General features: G+C 70.7%; 14 protein-coding genes. 12 read left to right on the forward strand and 2 right to left on the reverse strand.

Annotation, left to right across the window (positions count from 1 at the left end):
• Nucleotides 1–42: 42 nt before the first annotated feature.
• From ASE01_RS05730 to ASE01_RS05745, 4 genes are read left to right on the forward strand one after another with little or no spacing between them, the layout of a single operon-like run.
• Nucleotides 43–3,366, forward strand: a complete 3,324-nt coding sequence (locus ASE01_RS05730) for a DUF2126 domain-containing protein (RefSeq protein WP_056749209.1) — start codon at nt 43–45, stop codon at nt 3,364–3,366.
• Entirely contained in the window at nt 3,363–5,861 is a 2,499-nt protein-coding gene (locus ASE01_RS05735; RefSeq protein WP_056749210.1) for a circularly permuted type 2 ATP-grasp protein, read from the forward strand. Before ASE01_RS05730 ends, ASE01_RS05735 begins: the two co-directional genes overlap by 4 nt.
• Complete coding sequence (locus ASE01_RS05740; protein WP_056749211.1) at nt 5,858–6,742, forward strand: transglutaminase family protein; 885 nt, start codon at nt 5,858–5,860, stop codon at nt 6,740–6,742. The genes ASE01_RS05735 and ASE01_RS05740 overlap by 4 nt, the downstream gene beginning before the upstream one ends.
• Before the next feature lie 35 nt (nt 6,743–6,777).
• On the forward strand, nt 6,778–7,158 hold the full coding sequence (locus tag ASE01_RS05745) for a hypothetical protein (protein ID WP_056749212.1): 381 nt from the start codon (nt 6,778–6,780) through the stop codon (nt 7,156–7,158).
• A 115-nt stretch (nt 7,159–7,273) separates the two neighbouring features.
• Here ASE01_RS05745 and ASE01_RS05750 read toward each other — a convergent pair whose 3' ends face one another.
• Nucleotides 7,274–8,305, reverse strand: coding sequence for a hypothetical protein (locus tag ASE01_RS05750; protein WP_157537115.1), 1,032 nt, complete (start codon nt 8,303–8,305; stop codon nt 7,274–7,276).
• 335 nt (nt 8,306–8,640) lie between these two features.
• Nucleotides 8,641–9,996, reverse strand: a complete 1,356-nt coding sequence (locus tag ASE01_RS05755) for an HNH endonuclease signature motif containing protein (protein WP_157537116.1) — start codon at nt 9,994–9,996, stop codon at nt 8,641–8,643.
• Between the two features lie 223 nt (nt 9,997–10,219).
• Between ASE01_RS05755 and ASE01_RS05760 the strand changes: the two genes are divergently transcribed.
• The 8 genes from ASE01_RS05760 to ASE01_RS05795 all read left to right on the forward strand — a co-directional run bounded on the left by ASE01_RS05760 (nt 10,220) and on the right by ASE01_RS05795 (nt 17,655).
• Nucleotides 10,220–10,492, forward strand: a complete 273-nt coding sequence (locus tag ASE01_RS05760) for a hypothetical protein (protein ID WP_056749215.1) — start codon at nt 10,220–10,222, stop codon at nt 10,490–10,492.
• 18 nt (nt 10,493–10,510) lie between these two features.
• The gene (locus ASE01_RS05765) at nt 10,511–11,488 is read left to right on the forward strand and encodes a putative zinc-binding metallopeptidase (protein WP_056749216.1); all 978 of its coding nucleotides are present in this window, start codon (nt 10,511–10,513) and stop codon (nt 11,486–11,488) included.
• A gap of 1 nt (nt 11,489) precedes the next feature.
• Nucleotides 11,490–11,990 carry a hypothetical protein gene (locus ASE01_RS05770; protein WP_056749217.1) on the forward strand — a complete coding sequence of 167 codons (501 nt, stop codon included), beginning with the start codon at nt 11,490–11,492 and terminating at the stop codon, nt 11,988–11,990.
• A 127-nt stretch (nt 11,991–12,117) separates the two neighbouring features.
• A complete protein-coding gene (locus tag ASE01_RS05775) occupies nt 12,118–13,110 on the forward strand; it encodes a DUF2510 domain-containing protein (protein WP_056749218.1) in 993 nt (330 codons plus the stop codon).
• Nucleotides 13,111–13,120: 10 nt separating this feature from the next.
• Nucleotides 13,121–14,002: a hypothetical protein gene (locus tag ASE01_RS05780; protein WP_056749219.1), complete on the forward strand. Its 882-nt coding sequence runs from the start codon at nt 13,121–13,123 to the stop codon at nt 14,000–14,002.
• Between the two features lie 163 nt (nt 14,003–14,165).
• Nucleotides 14,166–15,296, forward strand: coding sequence for a pyruvate dehydrogenase (acetyl-transferring) E1 component subunit alpha (pdhA, locus tag ASE01_RS05785; RefSeq protein WP_056749220.1), 1,131 nt, complete (start codon nt 14,166–14,168; stop codon nt 15,294–15,296).
• Nucleotides 15,296–16,273, forward strand: coding sequence for an alpha-ketoacid dehydrogenase subunit beta (locus ASE01_RS05790; RefSeq protein WP_056749221.1), 978 nt, complete (start codon nt 15,296–15,298; stop codon nt 16,271–16,273). The genes pdhA and ASE01_RS05790 overlap by 1 nt, the downstream gene beginning before the upstream one ends.
• An 11-nt stretch (nt 16,274–16,284) precedes the next feature.
• The gene (locus ASE01_RS05795) at nt 16,285–17,655 is read left to right on the forward strand and encodes a dihydrolipoamide acetyltransferase family protein (protein WP_056749222.1); all 1,371 of its coding nucleotides are present in this window, start codon (nt 16,285–16,287) and stop codon (nt 17,653–17,655) included.
• Nucleotide 17,656 lies beyond the last annotated feature (1 nt).

Consider the following 17,656-nt stretch of genomic DNA (forward strand, 5'->3'; position numbering starts at 1 on the left):
CGGTGTGACCTCCTCGAAACGACCGCTCTCTAGGCTGGCGGCATGTCGATCAAGGTTGCACTGGAGCACCGCACGACGTACGACTTCGCCGAGCCGGTCGCGGTCGGCCCGCACGTCGTACGACTTCGACCTGCGCCGCACTGCCGAACACCGATCGAGGCCTACTCGCTGACGGTCGAGCCGGCGAACCACTTCGTCAACTGGCAGCAGGACCCGTTCGGCAACTGGCTGGCCCGCCTGGTGTTCCCGGAGAAGGTGACCAGGCTCGACATCACGGTCGGTCTGGTCGCCGACCTGATGGTCATCAACCCCTTCGACTTCTTCATCGAGGAGTACGCCGAGCGGGTGCCGTTCGCGTACGACGCACAGGTCGCGGCCGACCTGTCGCCCTACCTGCGTCCCGTCGACGACTCCGCTGCCGCCGCGACCTGGCGTCAGGCACTGCCGGCGCTGCCGGCCGACGGCGTACCCACGGTCGACTTCCTCGCGGACCTCAACAGCGCCGTCCACCGCGACGTCGCCTACTCGGTCCGGATGGAGCCGGGCGTGCAGACGCCGGACCAGACGCTCGCTCTCGGCATCGGGTCCTGCCGCGACTCGGCGTGGCTGCTGGTGAGCCTGCTGCGCCAGTACGGACTCGCGGCGCGGTTCGTCTCCGGCTACCTCGTCCAGCTGGCCCCGGACGCCTATGCGACCGAGGGCGTCGCCGGTCCCACCGGGCCGACCGAGGACTTCACCGACCTGCACGCCTGGACCGAGGTGTTCCTGCCCGGCGCCGGCTGGGTGGGGATGGACCCGACCAGCGCGTTGTTCGCGGGCGAGGGACACATCCCGCTCTCCGCCACCCCGCACCCGAGCTCGGCGGCGCCGATCGAGGGCGCGACCGAGCCGGTCGAGGTCACCTTCGGCTTCAGCAACTCCGTGACCCGCGTCCACGAGGACCCCCGGGTGACCGCGCCCTACACGCCGACGCAGTGGGCGCACATCGACGAGGTGGGGGAGGCGGTCGACAAGCTGCTCGAGGCCGGCGACGTGCGGCTGACGATGGGTGGCGAGCCGACCTTCGTGTCCCGCGAGGACGCCTCCACCCCGCAGTGGAACACCGACGCGGACGGCGAGGAGAAGAGGGCGCTGGCGACGGTCCTCGCCGACCGGCTGCGCGTGTTGTACGCCGACGGCGGGGTCGTGCACCGGGGCCAGGGCAAGTGGTACCCGGGCGAACCGCTGCCCAGGTGGGCGATCTCGTTGCAGTGGCGTGCCGACAAGGAGGCGCTGTGGCGGGACCCCGCGCTGCTGGCCGACCCGTGGGCCACTGCTGACGGCCCGGCGGACGAGACGACAGGTCGGCGGGCCGAGGCGCTCGGCGCCGAGACCACCCGACTGCTGGGCCTGCCCGCCGACCAGCTCCGCGCCGCCTACGAGGACTCCTTCGCCGCCCTGGCGGACCGCATCCGCAAGCCGTCGGGGAGGCGTCCGGGCAGCGAGGAGACCGGAGAGCCTGACGAGGCCCTCGTCGCACGCCTTGACGCCGAGGTCCTCACCCCGACCGGCTGGGTGCTGCCGCTCACCACCGGTGAGGAGGGCTGGACCAGCCCGGTGTGGTCCCTGCGTCGGGGACGGCTGGTGCTGACGCCCGGAACCAGTGCGGTCGGCCTGCGCCTGCCGCTCGACTCGATCGCCTGGGTCGACGCGGCGGCGCCCGCCCAGCCGTCGTACCTCGAGGCGGGCGAGCCGGCCACTCCCGGCATCCCTCCGGTCAGCCTCGTGGACCCCGAGGAGCAGGACCGCACGGCGCTCGCCTTCGAGGAGCGGGACGGCCACGTCCACGTCTTCCTGCCGCCCACGACCCGGTTCGAGGACTACGTCGACCTGCTGTACCTCGTCGAGACCGCGGCGGCCGCCGTCGGCGTCCCCGTCGTGCTCGAGGGCTACCAGCCGCCGCCGGACCCGCGTCTGGTCCAGCTCTCCGTGACGCCGGATCCGGGCGTGATCGAGGTCAACGTCCAGCCCAGCGGCTCGTGGTCCGAGCTGCGCGAGCTCACCACCACCCTCCACTCCGAGGCGCGGCACGCCCAGCTCTCGACGGAGAAGTTCGACCTGGACGGCCTCCACACGGGAACGGGCGGCGGCAACCACCTCACGCTCGGTGGTCGTCAGCCGATCGACAGCCCGATGCTGCGGCGGCCCGACCTCCTGGTCAGCCTGATCACCTACTGGCAGCGGCACCCGTCGTTGTCCTACCTCTTCTCCGGTCGGTTCATCGGCCCCACCAGCCAGGCGCCGCGCTTCGACGAGGGCCGCCCGGAGGCGGTCTACGAGATGGAGATCGCGTGCGCGGAGGTGGCCAGGCTTGTCGCCGACGGCGACGAGCCCCGCCCGTGGCTGGTGGACCGTGCGCTCCGGCACCTGCTGACCGACCTGACCGGCAACACCCACCGCGCCGAGTTCTGCATCGACAAGCTCTACAGCCCCGACTCCACCCGCGGCCGGCTCGGCCTGCTCGAGCTGCGCGGCTTCGAGATGCCGCCGCACCCGCAGATGGCGCTGGTGCAGGCCCTGCTGGTCCGCAGCCTGGTCGCGATGTTCTGGGAGAACCCGATCGACCCGTCGACCGCGCCCCTGGTCCGCTGGGGCACCCGGTTGCACGAGGACTTCCTGCTGCCCCAGGGAACGATCGCCGACATCGAGGCCGTGGTCGCCGACCTCCAGGACGCCGGCATCGACTTCGACGCCGCCTGGCTGGCGCCGTTCACCGAGTTCCGGTTCCCGCGGATCGGCTTCGCCCAGATCGCCGACGGCCCGGGCGCGGGCCGCGGGATCAGCATGGAGCTGCGCCAGGGCGTCGAGCCGTGGCACGTCCTCGGCGAGGAGGCGACCGGCAGCGGCACGGCACGGTACGTCGACTCGTCGGTCGAGCGGATCCAGGTGACGGTCCGTGGAATCGACCCGGCCCGCCACCTCGTCACGTGCCAAGGTGTTCCCGTGCCTCTCACCGCCCTCGACGCCGGTCCGGCGTCCGACGCCTTCTACGGCGGAGTGCGCTACAAGGCCTGGCAGCCGTGGTCGGGGTTGCACCCGTCGATCCCGGTCGACTCGCCGCTCACCTTCGACGTCGTCGATCTCGCCTCGGGTGTGAGCCTGGGCGGTGCGACGTACCACGTCGTCCACCCCGGTGGCCGCAGCTACGACCACCCGCCCGTCAACGCCCAGGCGGCCGAGGCCCGCCGCGCGGCGCGCTTCGAGTCCGGCCGGAACACCGCCGGAACCGTCGACGTCGCGGCCCTGCGGGTGGCGGCCCGCGAGCTGGCCTCCACCGAGTACCCGCACACCCTCGACCTGCGCCGGGTTCACCGGAGCGGCCCGTGACGGTGCTGCGGGACTATGCCGCAGGACTCAACCAGCCGACGCTGACGGCTGGCACCGGGGACGGCGGTGGTGACGACGACGTCGCGAGCCGGTACGACGAGGTGGTCGGTCCGGACGGTTCGCTGCGCGCGCCCTGGAAGCGGCTCGCCGAGGTCGCCACCCGGATCGATGCCGACGACATGCGGCGGGTGGCCGATGAGATCGCCCGTTTCCTCGAGGACGACGGCGTCACCTACTCGCGTCCCGGTGAACGGCCCGGTCGCTGGCGCCTCGACCCGGTGCCCCTGGTCGTCGACGCCGCGTCCTGGAAGCACCTCGAGGTCGGTCTCGCCCAGCGCGCAGAGCTCCTCAACGCCGTGCTCGCCGACCTGTACGGCGAGCAGACCCTGCTCGCCGAGGGCATCGTGCCGCCGCCGGTGGTCCTGGGGCACAAGGGGTTCGCGCGGATCGTGGCCCGTACGTCCGCGACCGACCCGCGCCCGCTGGTGCTGTCGGCCACCGACCTCGGTCGTGACGCCGACGGCTCCTGGAAGGTCCTGGGCGACCGCACCCAGGCCCCCTCCGGGCTCGGCTACGCGCTGGAGAACCGGCGCGTGCTGAGCCGGGTGATGCCGGAGCTGTACCGCGAGGCCGACCTGCACCGGATGGCGCCGTACCTCTGGGCGCTGCGCTCCGCGCTCCTCCAGTCCGCGACCGGCGACCTGCCGGACCCGCGGGTCGTCGTCCTCAGCCCGGGTCTGCACTCGGAGACCTACTACGACCAGGCGGCGATCGCCAGCAACCTCGGCTTCCCGCTGGTGCAGGGCAGCGACCTGACCGTGCGCGACGGCTGGGTGCTGATGAAGACACCCCAGCGGCTGGAGCGTGTCGACGTCATCCTCCGCCGGGTCGACGCGGCCTGGAGTGATCCGCTCGAGCTGCGCGGCGACTCCCAGCTGGGCGTGGCCGGTCTCGCCGAGGCCGTACGCCGTGGACGGGTCCGGGTGGTCAACGGACTCGGCGCCGCCGTGCTCGAGAACCCCGGCCTGATGCCCTTCCTGCCCGCTGCCTGCGAGCACCTGCTCGGCGAGCCGCTGCGGCTGCCCTCGGTGTCGACCTGGTGGTGCGGGGATCCCGACAGCCTCGACCACGTCCTCTCTCACCTCGACGAGCTGGTGGTGCGCTCGATCGACGGGTCCGACCTCACCCTCGCCGGTGCCTCGCCCGAACGGATCCGGCTGACCGTGCGGGCCCGCCCGCACGCCTTCGTCGGCCAGCAGCGGATCGTGCTGTCCCAGTCGCCCACGTGGCGCGGACGCACGGCCCGACCGGCCGACGTGTCGCTGCGGACCTTCACCCTGCGCTACGGGTCGGCGTACCGGCCCCTCCTCGGTGGTCTCGCGAGCGTCCGCGAGGGTGACCGGACCCTGGCCAGCAAGGACGTGTGGGTCCTCAAGGACGATGCGTCGCAGCCCGACCAGGGCCTCCACGACGTGATGCCGATGACGGCCGTGCGCTCGCTGCCGGCGACGGTGCCGCGCGTCCTGGACGACATGTTCTGGTTCGGCCGCTACGCCGAGCGTGCCGAGGACATGCTGCGCCTGGTCCTCACGGCCCACGTCCTGGTGACCGACTACCGCTCCCGCCCCGGCTCCACGGGTGGCGTCAGCCTCGAGGTGCTGATGTCGGCGGTCCACCGCCTCGCGGGGCGTGCCGAGGACGACGACGACCTCGACCTGCGCTCGGTGCTGCTCGACGAGGACCGGACCGGTTCGGCGGCTCACTCGATGGCCGGTCTGCGCGATGCCCTGACCGGGGTCCGGGACCAGCTGTCCGCCGACGTGTGGCGTGCGATGGGCTCGGTCGAGCGAGCGACGGCGGTGCTCGAGCAGTCGAGCCACAGTCATCAGATCGCCGAGTCCGCGGGGCGGATGCTCACCGGCATCCTCGCGCTCCAGGGCGTCACGGCGAGCATGATCCGCGACGCGGGCTGGCACATGGCCGGTGCCGGGCGGCACCTCGAGCGGAGCCTCCAGGTCTGCCACCTGCTCCGGCTGACCGGCGAGCGTCGCGGGCTCGACGTCGACCGGGACGTCCTCGCCGCGGTCCTGACCGCCGCCGAGAGCTCGGTGACCCACCGCCGCCGCTACCGCGACTACGTGCGCCCCGCCGGCGTTCTCGACCTGCTCCTCAAGGACCCCGAGAACCCGCGCTCCCTCGTGTTCAGCCTGCACCGGCTGCGCGAGCACCTCGCGGCCCAGCAGGGGTCGACCGGATCGACCCGCCCCGAGCGGCTCCTCGACGACCTGGTCGCCGAGGTCGAGGCGACCGACGTGTCGGTCCTGGTCGCCATCGGCGGCGTGGAACGCCCCCACCTGATGGCCTTCCTCGACGACGTCGGGGCTCAGCTCGAACGGCTCGCCGAGGCGATCCGGGCGCAGCACTTCGCGACGGGACCGCGCCCGCGCAGCTTCGGCGTGCTGCCGAGCGTCACGGAGCCGGAGATGTCGCTGTGACGCGCTACCGGGTGGAGCACCGCACGACGTACACCTATGACGACGACGTCACCGACAGCCTCGGCATCGGCCACCTCGTCCCGCGCGCGCTGCCGTGGCAGCAGGTGACGGGGTACGACGTCGCGGTGACCCCGACGCCCGGCGACCTGACCCGGGACGAGGACTACTACGGCAACACGGTCACCTACTTCCAGGTGACCGCGCCCCACACCGAGCTCGTCGTGGTCGGGGGTGGCGAGGTCGACGTCGTCCTCCCGACGATCGACGAGACGGCGGCGGCCCGCCCGTGGGAGGACGTCCGTCCGCTCGTCCATCCCGGCGCTCCCGGCGCCTGGCGGGCCTCGGACTTCGCCCTGGCCAGCGCGGCGGTCCCGCTCCACGGCGGAGCGCGCGACTACGCCGCCGGCTCCCTCACTCCCGGCCGCCCGGTCGGCGAGGCCGTGACCGACCTGATGCACCGCATCCACGCGGACTTCGACTACGACGCCACGGCCACCACGGTCACCTCCACGGTGCCGGAGATCCTCGCCAAGCGTGCGGGGGTCTGCCAGGACTTCGCCCACTTCACGTTGTCCGCGCTGCGCGGCCACGGGCTGGCCGCGCGCTACGTCAGCGGCTACCTCGCGACCGAGCCGCCGCCGGGCAAGGAGCGCGTGGTCGGTGCCGACGCCTCCCACGCCTGGGTGGCGGTCTGGCTCGGGGGCGAGGAGTGGCTCGCTCTCGACCCGACCAACGACCAGTGGCAGAACGACCGCTACGTCACCCTCGCCTGGGGTCGTGACTACGGCGACGTCCCGCCGCTGAAGGGCGTCATCTTCACCGAGGCGAAGACCTCGCTCCTCGACGTCTCTGTCGACGTCGCGCCGATCGTCGCTGGGTGAGGTGCGGGCCGTCGCGGCAGTGATGGAATGACGTCATGAGCGAAGACCTCCCGGACCGGATGCTGTCGCCCGACGGCCAGACGGGCGGCTGGTTCGCCTTCCCGCCGGACGGGTCGCGACCGGACGACGACGACGCGTCCTGGGAAGGTCCGCGCGACGGCTCCTTGATCCGCTTCATGGCCGAGATCTCGGTCGACGTCCCCCTGTGGGGTCCCGACGGCCTGATCTTCAACGACGGTGACGAGCTCGTCGCGGAGTGGGGCATCAGCGAGGATCTCGCCGCTGACATCGTCCGGTGGGGTCGCACGTCCTCTGACGGACTGCAGAGCCCCGAGCTCGACGCCGAGGCCGCCCGTCTGGTCCGTGCTCTCGCCGAGCACACCGACCATCGCTTCCGGTTCGTCTACCAGCCGTGACCGGTACGGCGGCCGAAGCCCGAAGGTCGGCATGGACCGCGCGCTCCGCGGCAGAGTCGGGCGCTCCGCCCCGCCAGCGGCATGGTCGGGGATTCCGCTCCGACAGCGGCATGTACTAGAGAACCTCTCGTTTCCACCGACCGCCAGCCATGGGCGGGGGTGTCGTGATGCCCGGCTTGGTGCTGTGGAAGGTGACCGGCCATTTCTCGGGTGGGAGCGCGAAGATGCCTGCCACGTCCTCGGCGACTTGTTGGGCGCTGCGGTTCTGCCATGGAACTCGCAGGAAGATCTGGTAGCCGACGTCATTCGGGTACTCCCCACTGCCGTACCAGAGGGCAATGCCGAAGAGGTCGTGGTTCTCGTGGTGCCTGGCTGCCCAGCTGACCTTGAGTCCGTGTTCGGCCAGAGCGGCGTGGTTGATGGCTTCGAGGATCGTTCGTGCGGTGGTGTCTTCAGGTCGTTCCCACGAGTGGTCGGCTGCGATTCGTGCGACCTCGGCGTCGTAGAGGTCTGCCGGAAAGGTGACGCCGTGGCCCATTGGGACCTCGATGTGCCATTCCCAGTGAACGACATCGCCGACACGGACGATCGTGACGTCGGTGGAACCGCATCCGTAGACCCCGCAGTCGCAGCGCGCAATCGGCGTCCGGGTCGGTTCGGCCATAGCCACAAGTCGGTTGGTTGGGATCAGGATCTCGAATGGATCCATGCCCATCCCGGCACCCATGGAGGTCATCTCGGTGTCGTTGACATGGACGAGAACCTCATGTCCGCCGACGGATCCGTCGGCAGGTTGGATCTCGAAACGGATGGTGTCGGTGGGCTGACGTGAGTAGGTCTGGCCACCGCTTGCCAATTGTCGCCATGGCTCGATGGAGTTCGGGGTCGGTATGGCGAGTTCGGACAGTGCCGAGTCGAGGATTGGCCGGATCTCGTCGTTGCGGAGTTCGGGGTCGAGTCCGGCAAGTACCCGGAGGGTGGGGCTGTCGAGTCCGGCGACGAGGCAATGGGTGGCGACTTCAATGAGTTCGGCTGTCGCCGTGACGGTGGTGCCGTCGGACACGCGAAGGACTGCGGCGCTGTTGGAAATCCACCGGGAGGCGACGTCATAGAGACGTTGCTCTGGGAAGGTGGGCGCGGAGTTCATGGGTTCACTATCGGCCGGTCGGGCTGTTTGGTCGAGTCAGTTTTGGCCGGGTCTGGAAGTGGAAACGAGTTACCGACGTCCGACTGCTACATCACGGTGCAGAAGTCGCGTGATGACGACGCATTCACCGACGCCGTGACCGTTGCCGAGGGCTTGATTCAACGCTTCTGGCTACTGAGCAGCGCCGACAGGTCCGACGAATGGTCGCTGCAGTGTGTCGGCGAGCCAGTCCGTCCGCACGGGCACGCCCCGCGTGATCCCTGACCAGGACTCATCAGCTCGACCGCGCGCCAATCGGCATGTCAGCGCGCATTGACGCTCGGCGGCCCGCGGGTTCAGGCGGCGAGGTACTTGACGATGAACTGGGTGGTGTAGATCTCTGCGGGTGAGAGCTCGTGGCCGCCGGACGGGGTCATGTTGCTGGTGAGCTGTCGGGTGCCGCTGTGATCGATGAGGTAGTGGGCCCCGTAGGGATCTCGCCAGACGAGGATCCCGGGGAAGGGTTGTCGAAGCTCCCAGCCGGTTCGTTGGCCTTGTCGGTCTTCCTCGGTGTGGTGGGTCTTGATCCGGTGATGGGCCCTGGTCATCGGGGCGAGGTTCCCGACCGCGGTGGGTCCGCCCTGGGCGTAGGCGATGGTGTGGTCCAGATCGACCTTGCGGGTGGTGTTCGCGGCGTAGGGGAACACGTCGCCGCCGTGCATCACGTGCACGGCTTCGCGCATCGCGGCGGGGATCTCGTAGGCATCCACCGGCGCGTGGTTGGCGGGGTTGATGACGGGGGCGACCTTGACCTGTCCGGCGATGTGTTCGATGAGGTGCTTCACCCACGCGATGCTCACGGGCCCGTGGCCCTCCATCCGCGCGATCTGGGAGTCGGGGGTGAGGTGCAGGGTGAACTTGACCTTCGGCTTCACGGGGCCGGCGTCGAGGTCCACGTGTTCGTGAAGATCGGGGTGGGCGTCGGGGTTGGTCAACAGGGCGAACGCGGCCAGTTGTCGTTCGGCCTTGCCGACACCCGGCATCGTGGCCTCCAAGGCCCGGGCGACGGCATCGATGCCACCGATGGAGCCGAGCAGGGATGCGATGTGCTCACGGATGATGAGGGTGCCGATGCCGTGCTTGTTGACCCGGCGCATCCGGATCCCGCACTCGAGCGCCGAGGCCTTCTCCTTGGCCTTGGCGAGCTCGGGGGCTGCCGCGGCGACCTTGCCCTCGACGAGGGCTTCGAAGCGTTTCCACGCCAGGCGGCCGTCGGCGGACTCGACGACCTCGGCATCGACCCACGCGGCCTCGTCGGCACTGAGCTCGCGGGTCGCTTCGGCAACATGCCTCGCGTGTCCGGCCCGGGTGGTGCCGGCCTTCAACCCCTCGGCCAGTCGTGGGAGGCGGTGATGGATGTCGACGGCGTCGGCGATCAGGCGTTTCGCACCGTAGGGGGAGGTCTGGATCCGGGCGCCGAATGCGGATGGGGCGTACTCGGTGATCGGCGGGGTCCCGGGTGCTCCTGCGGGCACGGCACGCTCCCGGGCGCGCAGGGACAGGTTCTGGTGGCGATCGGGGTGGTGCAGCACGGCCCACCGGTGGGCGGCAGCGAGCAGGTCCCGCTCGGCCTGCAACCTCGTGGTGTGGCAGGTCTCGACGTAGGCCAGGACGTCGGTCCTGGTCATGTCGTCGAGCACGCCCCTGTTCATACCCGTATTGGATCACGGAGGGCCGACACAACGACCTACGATGCGAGCGGGTTGTGGAGGAACGGGCCGCAGCGGGGCGTTGGGGACGGCAGGTGGTTGCACCGGGGACAGAGGTTTCGAGGCTCGGTCGCTGCGCGACCTCGCACCTCATCCATCGGGGGTCGCCCCGACCTCCGTGACGGATCTGTCGACGCCGTACCCCCTCGGCTCCTAGGCTGGGCCCATGAGCCAGCCGCCGTACGGTGTCCCGCCTCAGCAGCCGCCGCCCTACGGGCAGGCTGCTCCTCCGCCCGCCTACCTCGGGGGTGGCGCTCCCGGACCGGTTCCCGGCGGCCCGCCGCAGTACGGCGCTCCGGGAGGCGGCTTCCGCGGACCGGGCCTGCCGCCGCCCCCGGCGTCGGCCACCCGGACCATCGGTCTGGTCATGGGCCTGATCACGACGTTCGCGCTGATCGCGGTCGTCGTGCTCGTGTGGCTCATCACGGCGAACAACTGAGCGGGCCGGTCCGACTCGGTGCGTTCCTTCTCCTGTCGCCTGTGCGACAGCCCCCTGTTCTTCGACAACTCCCTCTGCGTTTCCTGTGGCACCGCCCTCGGTTTCTCGCGGGGTGAGCGCGACATCGTTCCCGTCGACCCCGAGGGCCAGTACGTCGACCTCGCCGGTCTGGTGTGGCACGTCTGCGTCAACCTCAACCTCTCGGGCTGCACCTGGCTCGCGGCCATCGAGGGCGAGCAGTGCGAGGCGTGCGACCTCACCCGGATCCGCCCGGCGGCGACCGACCTGGTGGGCATGGCGCAGTTCCCCGCGGCCGAATCGGCCAAGCGGCACCTGGTCGTGGAGCTGGACACCCTCGGGTTCGACATCACCGGACTGGTCTTCGACATGCGCTCGAGCAGCGAGGCCGCCGGTGAGGACGTCGTGATCGGCCACGCCGACGGGGTGATCACGATCGACCTCGCCGAGACCGACGACGCGCGACGCGAGCGGATCCGCCAGGAGCTCGGCGAGCCGTACCGGACGCTGCTCGGCCACCTCCGGCACGAGGTCGGGCACTACCTGCAGTCCCAGCTGGTCACCCCGGCCGACCCCGACCTGCTCGCGCGCTGCCGGGAGCTCTTCGGCGACGAGACGGCCGACTACCAGGCCGAGATCGACCGCCACTACTCGCAGGGGCCGCCGTCGGGGTGGGAGGACTCCTACATCACGACCTACGCGACGATGCACCCGTTCGAGGACTTCGCGGAGACCTTCGCGCACTACCTCCACATCAGCGACACGTGTGAGACCGCGTCGGCCTACGGCCTGGGCACGGTCGACGTGTCGGCGTTCAGCGTGTTCCGCGACCTGGTCCTCGCCGTGTGGGTCCCGCTGTCGGTCGCGCTCAACCAGATCAACCGTTCGATGGGCAAGGCCGACGTCTACCCGTTCGTGATCCCTGATCCCGTGCTCGACAAGCTCGACTTCGTGGCCGGGCTGGCCCGGAGAGGTTGAGGTGAGCGGGCCCGGTCGCCGATGGCTGGTCGGAGCCGTCCTGCTGGGCGTGCTGACGGCACTGGTCGCTGCCGTGGTCTCCGTCCTCTCCTTGCGCGCCCCCGGTCCGGCAGAGGTCGCGGAGGACTACCTCGCGTCGAGCTGGAACGGCGACTGGCGAACGGAGTGCGACCTCGCCACCAAGGAGTGGCGGCGGGCCGACCTCTTCGCCGGGTACCCGTTCGCGGACTGCGCGGCCTTCGCCGACGCGGCCGAGGAGGCCAGCGGTGAGGGTGGCTTCCTCGACTTCGCCGACGACACCGACATCGACATCACCGTCCAGACGGTCAACGACGACGACGGGCGTGCCCGGGTGGAGTACCTCATCGAGTTCAGGTACGACGGCCCGGACCGAGAGGGCTTCGACGCGCTCTGGCAGGGCGGTGGGGCACTCGACCGCGGAACCGTGGAGCTCGTCGACGTCGACGGCGCCTGGCGCGTCGCCGGCGTCGACGCCGGTTGACGCTGGTTGGCGCTGGTTGACGATGCGCCGCACAACCTGCGCCACCGAGGCATGAAACGTGCCCAGCGTGGAATGATGCGGGCCATTCCGGAACGAGAAGTCCACTCGCGCGACCAGGGAGTTGCCCATGTCTGACCCGAACCAGCCCACGACCCCTCCCGGGTGGTACCCCGACGGCCAGGGAGGTCAGCGCTGGTGGGACGGCACGCAGTGGACCGAGCACACCCAGCCCCCGGCCGGCGGAACCCCGGCAGCCCCGGCAGCCCCGGCCTCGCCGGTGCCCGGTGACCAGGCGACGGTCGTCGCCCCGAACCGTGCGGCCGACTTCAACCCCGGTGGCGCGCAGGCTGGTTACGGCCAGCCTCAGGGCGGCCAGCCTCAGGGCGGCCAGCCGCAGCAGCAGCCGGGTCAACAGCCGGGCCAGCAGGGGTGGGGTCAGCCCGCAGGCCAGCCCGTCTACGGCCAGCCGGCCGGACAGCCGGGCTACGGCCAGCAGCAGCCCTACGGCGGGGGTGGCGGCTACGGCCAGCCGCCGTACGGCGGTCAGGGCTCGGGCTCGGGCGGCGGCAAGGGCAAGGGCAAGCTGTTCGCGATCATCGGTGGCCTGCTCGCCGTCGTGATCATCGCGGTGATCCTGGTCGTGGTGCTGCTCAAGGTCGTGGGCGGCAACAGCCCCGAGGCGGTCGCCAAGGAGTACCTCGCGGCCCAGAACTTCTTCGACCCCGACTTCAGTGCGCAGTGCGAGCTGCTCGCCAAGGACTCGCGGGAGTCGCTGCTGGAGAACGCCGACGCGAAGGACTGCGACGCCTACGCCGACGAGCAGCAGAAGGAGTACGACGACGAGACGGACGACAAGCTGTCCGACAACGACTCGTGCGACAAGACCTTCGACGACGTGAAGGGCGACTTCGACTACGAGGTCGAGGTGAAGGACGTCAAGGAGGACGGCGACACGGCGACCGCCGACTACGAGGTCACCACCAAGTTCACCGGCGACAAGGACGTCATCACCGACTGCGACGGTGACGACAGCGACGTCGAGAACACCGACGAGGGCACCCTGGACCTCGTCAAGGAGGACGGCGACTGGAAGGTCGAGTTCACCGGCGGCGACGAGTGACCCTCGGCCGGTGAGGTCGTCCTCCGCACTCCTGCTGGTCATCGTCGCCACGATCCTCGCCCCCTTCGCCATCGGGACGACGTGGCTCACCGGCCGTGTCGATGACCGGCAGGAGTACCTCGACGCGATCGCTCCGCTCGCGGACGACGCGGGGGTGCGACAGGTCATGGCCGACGCCGCCGCAGCGGCGTCGGTGACCGCGCTCGAGAGGTACTCCCCGGTGGGGCTGCCCAGTGCCGTGTCGGACTGGGCGCAGCTCGCGGCCACCCAGGTCGTCGAGAGCCCCGAGTTCCCGACCTTCTGGCGTCAGGCCAACGAGGACGTCCACCGTGACGCCCTCGCGCTGCTGGAGGACCCTGACGCACCCACCGACGGCTCGCTCACCGTGGACGCCAGCCCGCTGGTCGCCCAGATCCTCCTCGAGCTCGAGGACCGAGGCATCCCCGTGGGTCTGCTGCCGCGGATCCCGCTCCAGGTCCCGGTCGTCGAGCGAGCGAAGATCGTCGAGGCCGGACCGACCTACCGCTCCGCCCACGAGGTGGCGCAGTGGCTGCCGGTCGTCTGGGCCGGCCTGGTCGCCCTGGCGCTGCTGATCGCCGTCGGGTGGCGAGGCCGGGTCCGCACCGCCGGTCTGGCGATGCTCGGTGTGGCCCTGGCAGGCGGCGTCCTGCTGCTGGCCGCGGATCCGCTCGCCGAGGCGGCCGCGGACCGCGCGGAGGTGGCCAACCAGGAGCTCGTGCGGATCATGCTCGATGCGGTGCTCGGGTCGTTGGCGCCGTACTCCCGGGGATTCCTGCTGGCTCTCCCGGTCGGTCTGGTGCTCCTCGCCGGGTCCTTCTGGCCGCGTCGCGAGTACGTCCACGACGAGGATCACGGTGCCTACGCGGAGTGAGCCGCGGGGGGCGAAGTCCTCGTCACACGGACGCTGTGACGCGTATCGTGAAGGGAATCGTCGTTCCGCCTGACGCCACCCATCCTTGTGGTTACAGTCGGGCCGCCGACCTACCCCCGACCCGTGGCACGGCGACCCTGTCGCCACGGACCTAGGAGTGGCAATGACTGACCCCGTTTTCGGCCCTGCTCCTGATCTCGACGCCGATCCGGAGCTCGTCCAGCTGTTGACCCCCGAGGGGGAGCGGGTCCACCACCCGGGCTTCGACCTCGAGTTCTCCGCCGAGCAGGTCCGCGGCTTCTACCGCGACATGACCCTCGTGCGACGCCTCGACATCGAGGCGACCGCGCTGCAGCGTCACGGCGAGCTCGGCCTGTGGGTCCAGTCGCTGGGGCAGGAGGCGGCGCAGATCGGTGCGGGTCGCGCGCTCCTGCCGCAGGACTATGTCTTCCCGACCTATCGCGAGCACGGGGTCGCCTGGTGCCGCGACATCGATCCGGTGCAGCTGCTCAGCATGTACCGCGGCGTCGACCATGGTGGCTGGGACCCGGCCGAGCACAACTTCAACCTCTACACGGTGGTGATCGGCGCGCAGACGCTGCACGCCACCGGCTACGCCATGGGGGTCCAGCGCGACGGTGCCGTCGGCACCGGCGACCCGACCCGCGACACCGCCGTCGTCGCGCACTTCGGGGACGGTGCCTCCTCGCAGGGCGACGTCAGCGAGGCCTTCGTGTTCGCGGCGTCCTACAACGCGCCGGTCGTGTTCTTCTGCCAGAACAACCAGTGGGCGATCTCGGAGCCGATCGAGCGCCAGTCGCGGATCCCGCTCTACCGACGTTCGCAGGGCTTCGGCTTCCCGGGCGTCCGCGTCGACGGCAACGACGTGCTGGCGACGTACTCCGTCATGCAGGCGGCCCTCAGGCATGCTCGCGAGGGCCAGGGGCCCATCCTCGTGGAGGCGTTCACCTACCGGATGGGCGCGCACACGACCACCGACGACCCGACCCGCTACCGGCACGCCGAAGAGGTCGAGCAGTGGCGCCTCAAGGACCCGATCACGCGGGTGGAGGCCCACCTGCGTCGCGAGGGCCTGGCCGACGAGGCGTTCTTCGAGGAGGTCGCTGCGGAGGCCGACGAGCTCGGCGAGCGGATGCGACGCGAGTGCAAGGCGCTGCCCGATCCGCAACCCCGTGGAATCTTCGATCTCGTCCACGCCGAGCAGACCGAAGAGCTCGTGGCCCAGCAGGCGTCGTACGACGCCCACGTCGCGTCGTTCGAGGAGGTCCACTGATGACCACCATGACGATGGCCAAGGCGCTCAACAACGGCCTGCGCCGGGCGATGGAGGACGACGACAAGGTCCTGGTGATGGGGGAGGACGTCGGCACGCTCGGCGGTGTCTTCCGGATCACCGACGGTCTGCAGAAGGACTTCGGCGACGACCGCGTCATCGACACCCCGCTCGCGGAGTCCGGCATCGTCGGCACCGCCGTGGGTCTGGCGATGCGTGGCTACCGGCCGGTCGTGGAGATCCAGTTCGACGGTTTCGTCTACCCCGCCTACGACCAGATCGTGTGCCAGGTCGCCAAGCTGCACTTCCGCAGCCAGGGCCGGATCAAGATGCCGATCGTCATCCGGATTCCGTTCGGTGGCGGCATCGGCGCGGTCGAGCACCACAGCGAGTCGCCCGAGGCGCAGTTCGTCCACACGCCCGGCCTCAAGGTCGTCGCGTGCTCCAACCCTGCCGATGCCTACACGATGATCCAGCAGGCCATCGCCTCCGACGACCCGGTGATCTTCCTCGAGCCCAAGCGGCTCTACTACTCGGCCAAGGCCGACGTCGACGAGGCTGCGACACCCCCGCCGCTGTGGAAGTCGCAGGTCGTCCGCACCGGGTCCGACGCCACCCTGGTCGGCTACGGACCCACGGTCTCGACCTGCCTGGACGCTGCTGCGGTCGCAGCCGAGGAGGGGCGTTCGATCGAGGTGATCGACCTGCGCACCCTCTCGCCGCTCGACCTCGGCCCCGTCCACGAGTCCGTACGTCGCACCGGTCGCCTCGTCGTCGTGCACGAGGCCCACATGACGCTGGGCATGGGCGCCGAGATCGCTGCCCGGGTCACCGAGGAGTGCTTCCACTCGCTCGAGGCCCCGGTGCTCCGCGTCGGCGGCTACGACACCCCCTATCCGCCCTCCCGGATCGAGGAGGCCTACCTCCCCGACCTGGACCGGGTGCTGGACGCCGTCGACCGGACCGTCGGGTTCTGAGGAGCACCGCCATGACAGTGCAGACTGCCAACGAGTTCAAGCTCCCCGACGCGGGCGAAGGCCTGACCGAGGCCGACATCGTGGCCTGGCGGGTCGCGGTGGGCGATGCGGTCGCCGTCAACGACGTCATCGTCGAGATCGAGACCGCCAAGTCGATCGTCGAGCTGCCCTCGCCGTACGCCGGTGAGGTCCTCGCGCTCCTCGTCGCCGAAGGTGACACGGTCCAGGTCGGCACGCCGATCATTCGGATCGGTGACGCCGGCGCCACCGCGCCCGCAGCGCCCGCAGCGCCCATCGAGCCGGTCGAGCCGGTCGACGACGCGGACGCCCCGCGGACCGGCCCGGAGATCATCGACACCAACATCCCGCCCACCGGCCAGGCGACGCTGGTCGGCTACGGCCCCAAGCAGCGCACCCTGCGGCGGCGGACCCGCAAGGGCGAGGTCCGGTCGGCGCCGCTGGCACCGCCGGTCCAGCCGGCCGCGCGGCAGCCCTTCCCGGACCCCCGGGTCGGTCGCGCCCTCGCCAAGCCCTTGGTCCGCCGTCTGGCCCGCGACCTCGGGATCGACCTGGCGAGCGTGATCCCGACCGGGCCGGACGGGACGGTCAGCCGCGACGACGTGCTCGCTGCCGCCTCCCCGATCATCGAGCGGACCGCCCCCGTGGCCGCGCCGCGGGCGGGCGAGCTGGAGACCCGCGAGCCGATCAGGGGCGTGCGCAAGCAGATGGCGGCCGCGATGGTCGCCTCGATGAGCACGGCGCCCCATGTCAGCGAGTGGCTGACCGTCGACGCGACGGCCACCGTGGAGCTGGTCGCCCGCTTCAAGGAGCGGCGGGAGTTCGCCGGGATCAAGGTGAGCCCGCTGCTCGTCGTGGCGAGGGCCTGCGTTCTCGCGATGCGGCGTACTCCCCTCGTCAACTCGACCTGGGACGAGGCGGCCCAGGAGGTCGTGGTCAAGCACTACGTCAACCTCGGCATCGCGGCCGCGACCCCCCGCGGCCTGATCGTCCCGAACATCAAGGGAGCCCACGACCTCTCCCTGGTCGAGCTGGCCCAGGCGCTGGAGACCCTCGCCGACACCGCCCGCGTGGGCCGCACGCAGCCCGCAGACCTCAGCGGCGGCTCGTTCACGATCACCAACATCGGCGTGCTCGGCGTCGACGGCGGCGCCCCGATCATCAACCCGGGGGAGTCGGCAATCCTCTGCCTGGGCGCGATCAAGTCGCAGCCGTGGGTGGTGGGGGACCAGGTCGTCCCGCGCCAGGTGATGACGCTGTCGCTGTCCTTCGACCACCGTCACATCGACGGTGCGACGGGCTCGCAGTTCCTCACCGACGTCGCGGGCATCGTGAGCGACCCGGGCTCGGCCCTGCTGTTCTGAG

Source organism: Nocardioides sp. Root190 (assembly GCF_001428565.1).
Classification (GTDB): Bacteria; Actinomycetota; Actinomycetes; order Propionibacteriales; family Nocardioidaceae; genus Nocardioides.

Bases quoted from the DNA above. Each gene is read 5' to 3' on its own strand.
- ASE01_RS05730 (WP_056749209.1), top strand. From the start codon at position 43: ATGTCGATCAAGGTTGCACTGGAGCACCGCACGACGTACGACTTCGCC.
- ASE01_RS05745 (WP_056749212.1), top strand. From the start codon at position 6,778: ATGAGCGAAGACCTCCCGGACCGGATGCTGTCGCCCGACGGCCAGACG.
- ASE01_RS05750 (WP_157537115.1), bottom strand. From the start codon at position 8,305: ATGAACTCCGCGCCCACCTTCCCAGAGCAACGTCTCTATGACGTCGCC.
- ASE01_RS05755 (WP_157537116.1), bottom strand. From the start codon at position 9,996: ATGAACAGGGGCGTGCTCGACGACATGACCAGGACCGACGTCCTGGCC.
- ASE01_RS05760 (WP_056749215.1), top strand. From the start codon at position 10,220: ATGAGCCAGCCGCCGTACGGTGTCCCGCCTCAGCAGCCGCCGCCCTAC.
- ASE01_RS05775 (WP_056749218.1), top strand. From the start codon at position 12,118: ATGTCTGACCCGAACCAGCCCACGACCCCTCCCGGGTGGTACCCCGAC.
- pdhA (WP_056749220.1), top strand. From the start codon at position 14,166: ATGACTGACCCCGTTTTCGGCCCTGCTCCTGATCTCGACGCCGATCCG.
- ASE01_RS05790 (WP_056749221.1), top strand. From the start codon at position 15,296: ATGACCACCATGACGATGGCCAAGGCGCTCAACAACGGCCTGCGCCGG.
- ASE01_RS05795 (WP_056749222.1), top strand. From the start codon at position 16,285: ATGACAGTGCAGACTGCCAACGAGTTCAAGCTCCCCGACGCGGGCGAA.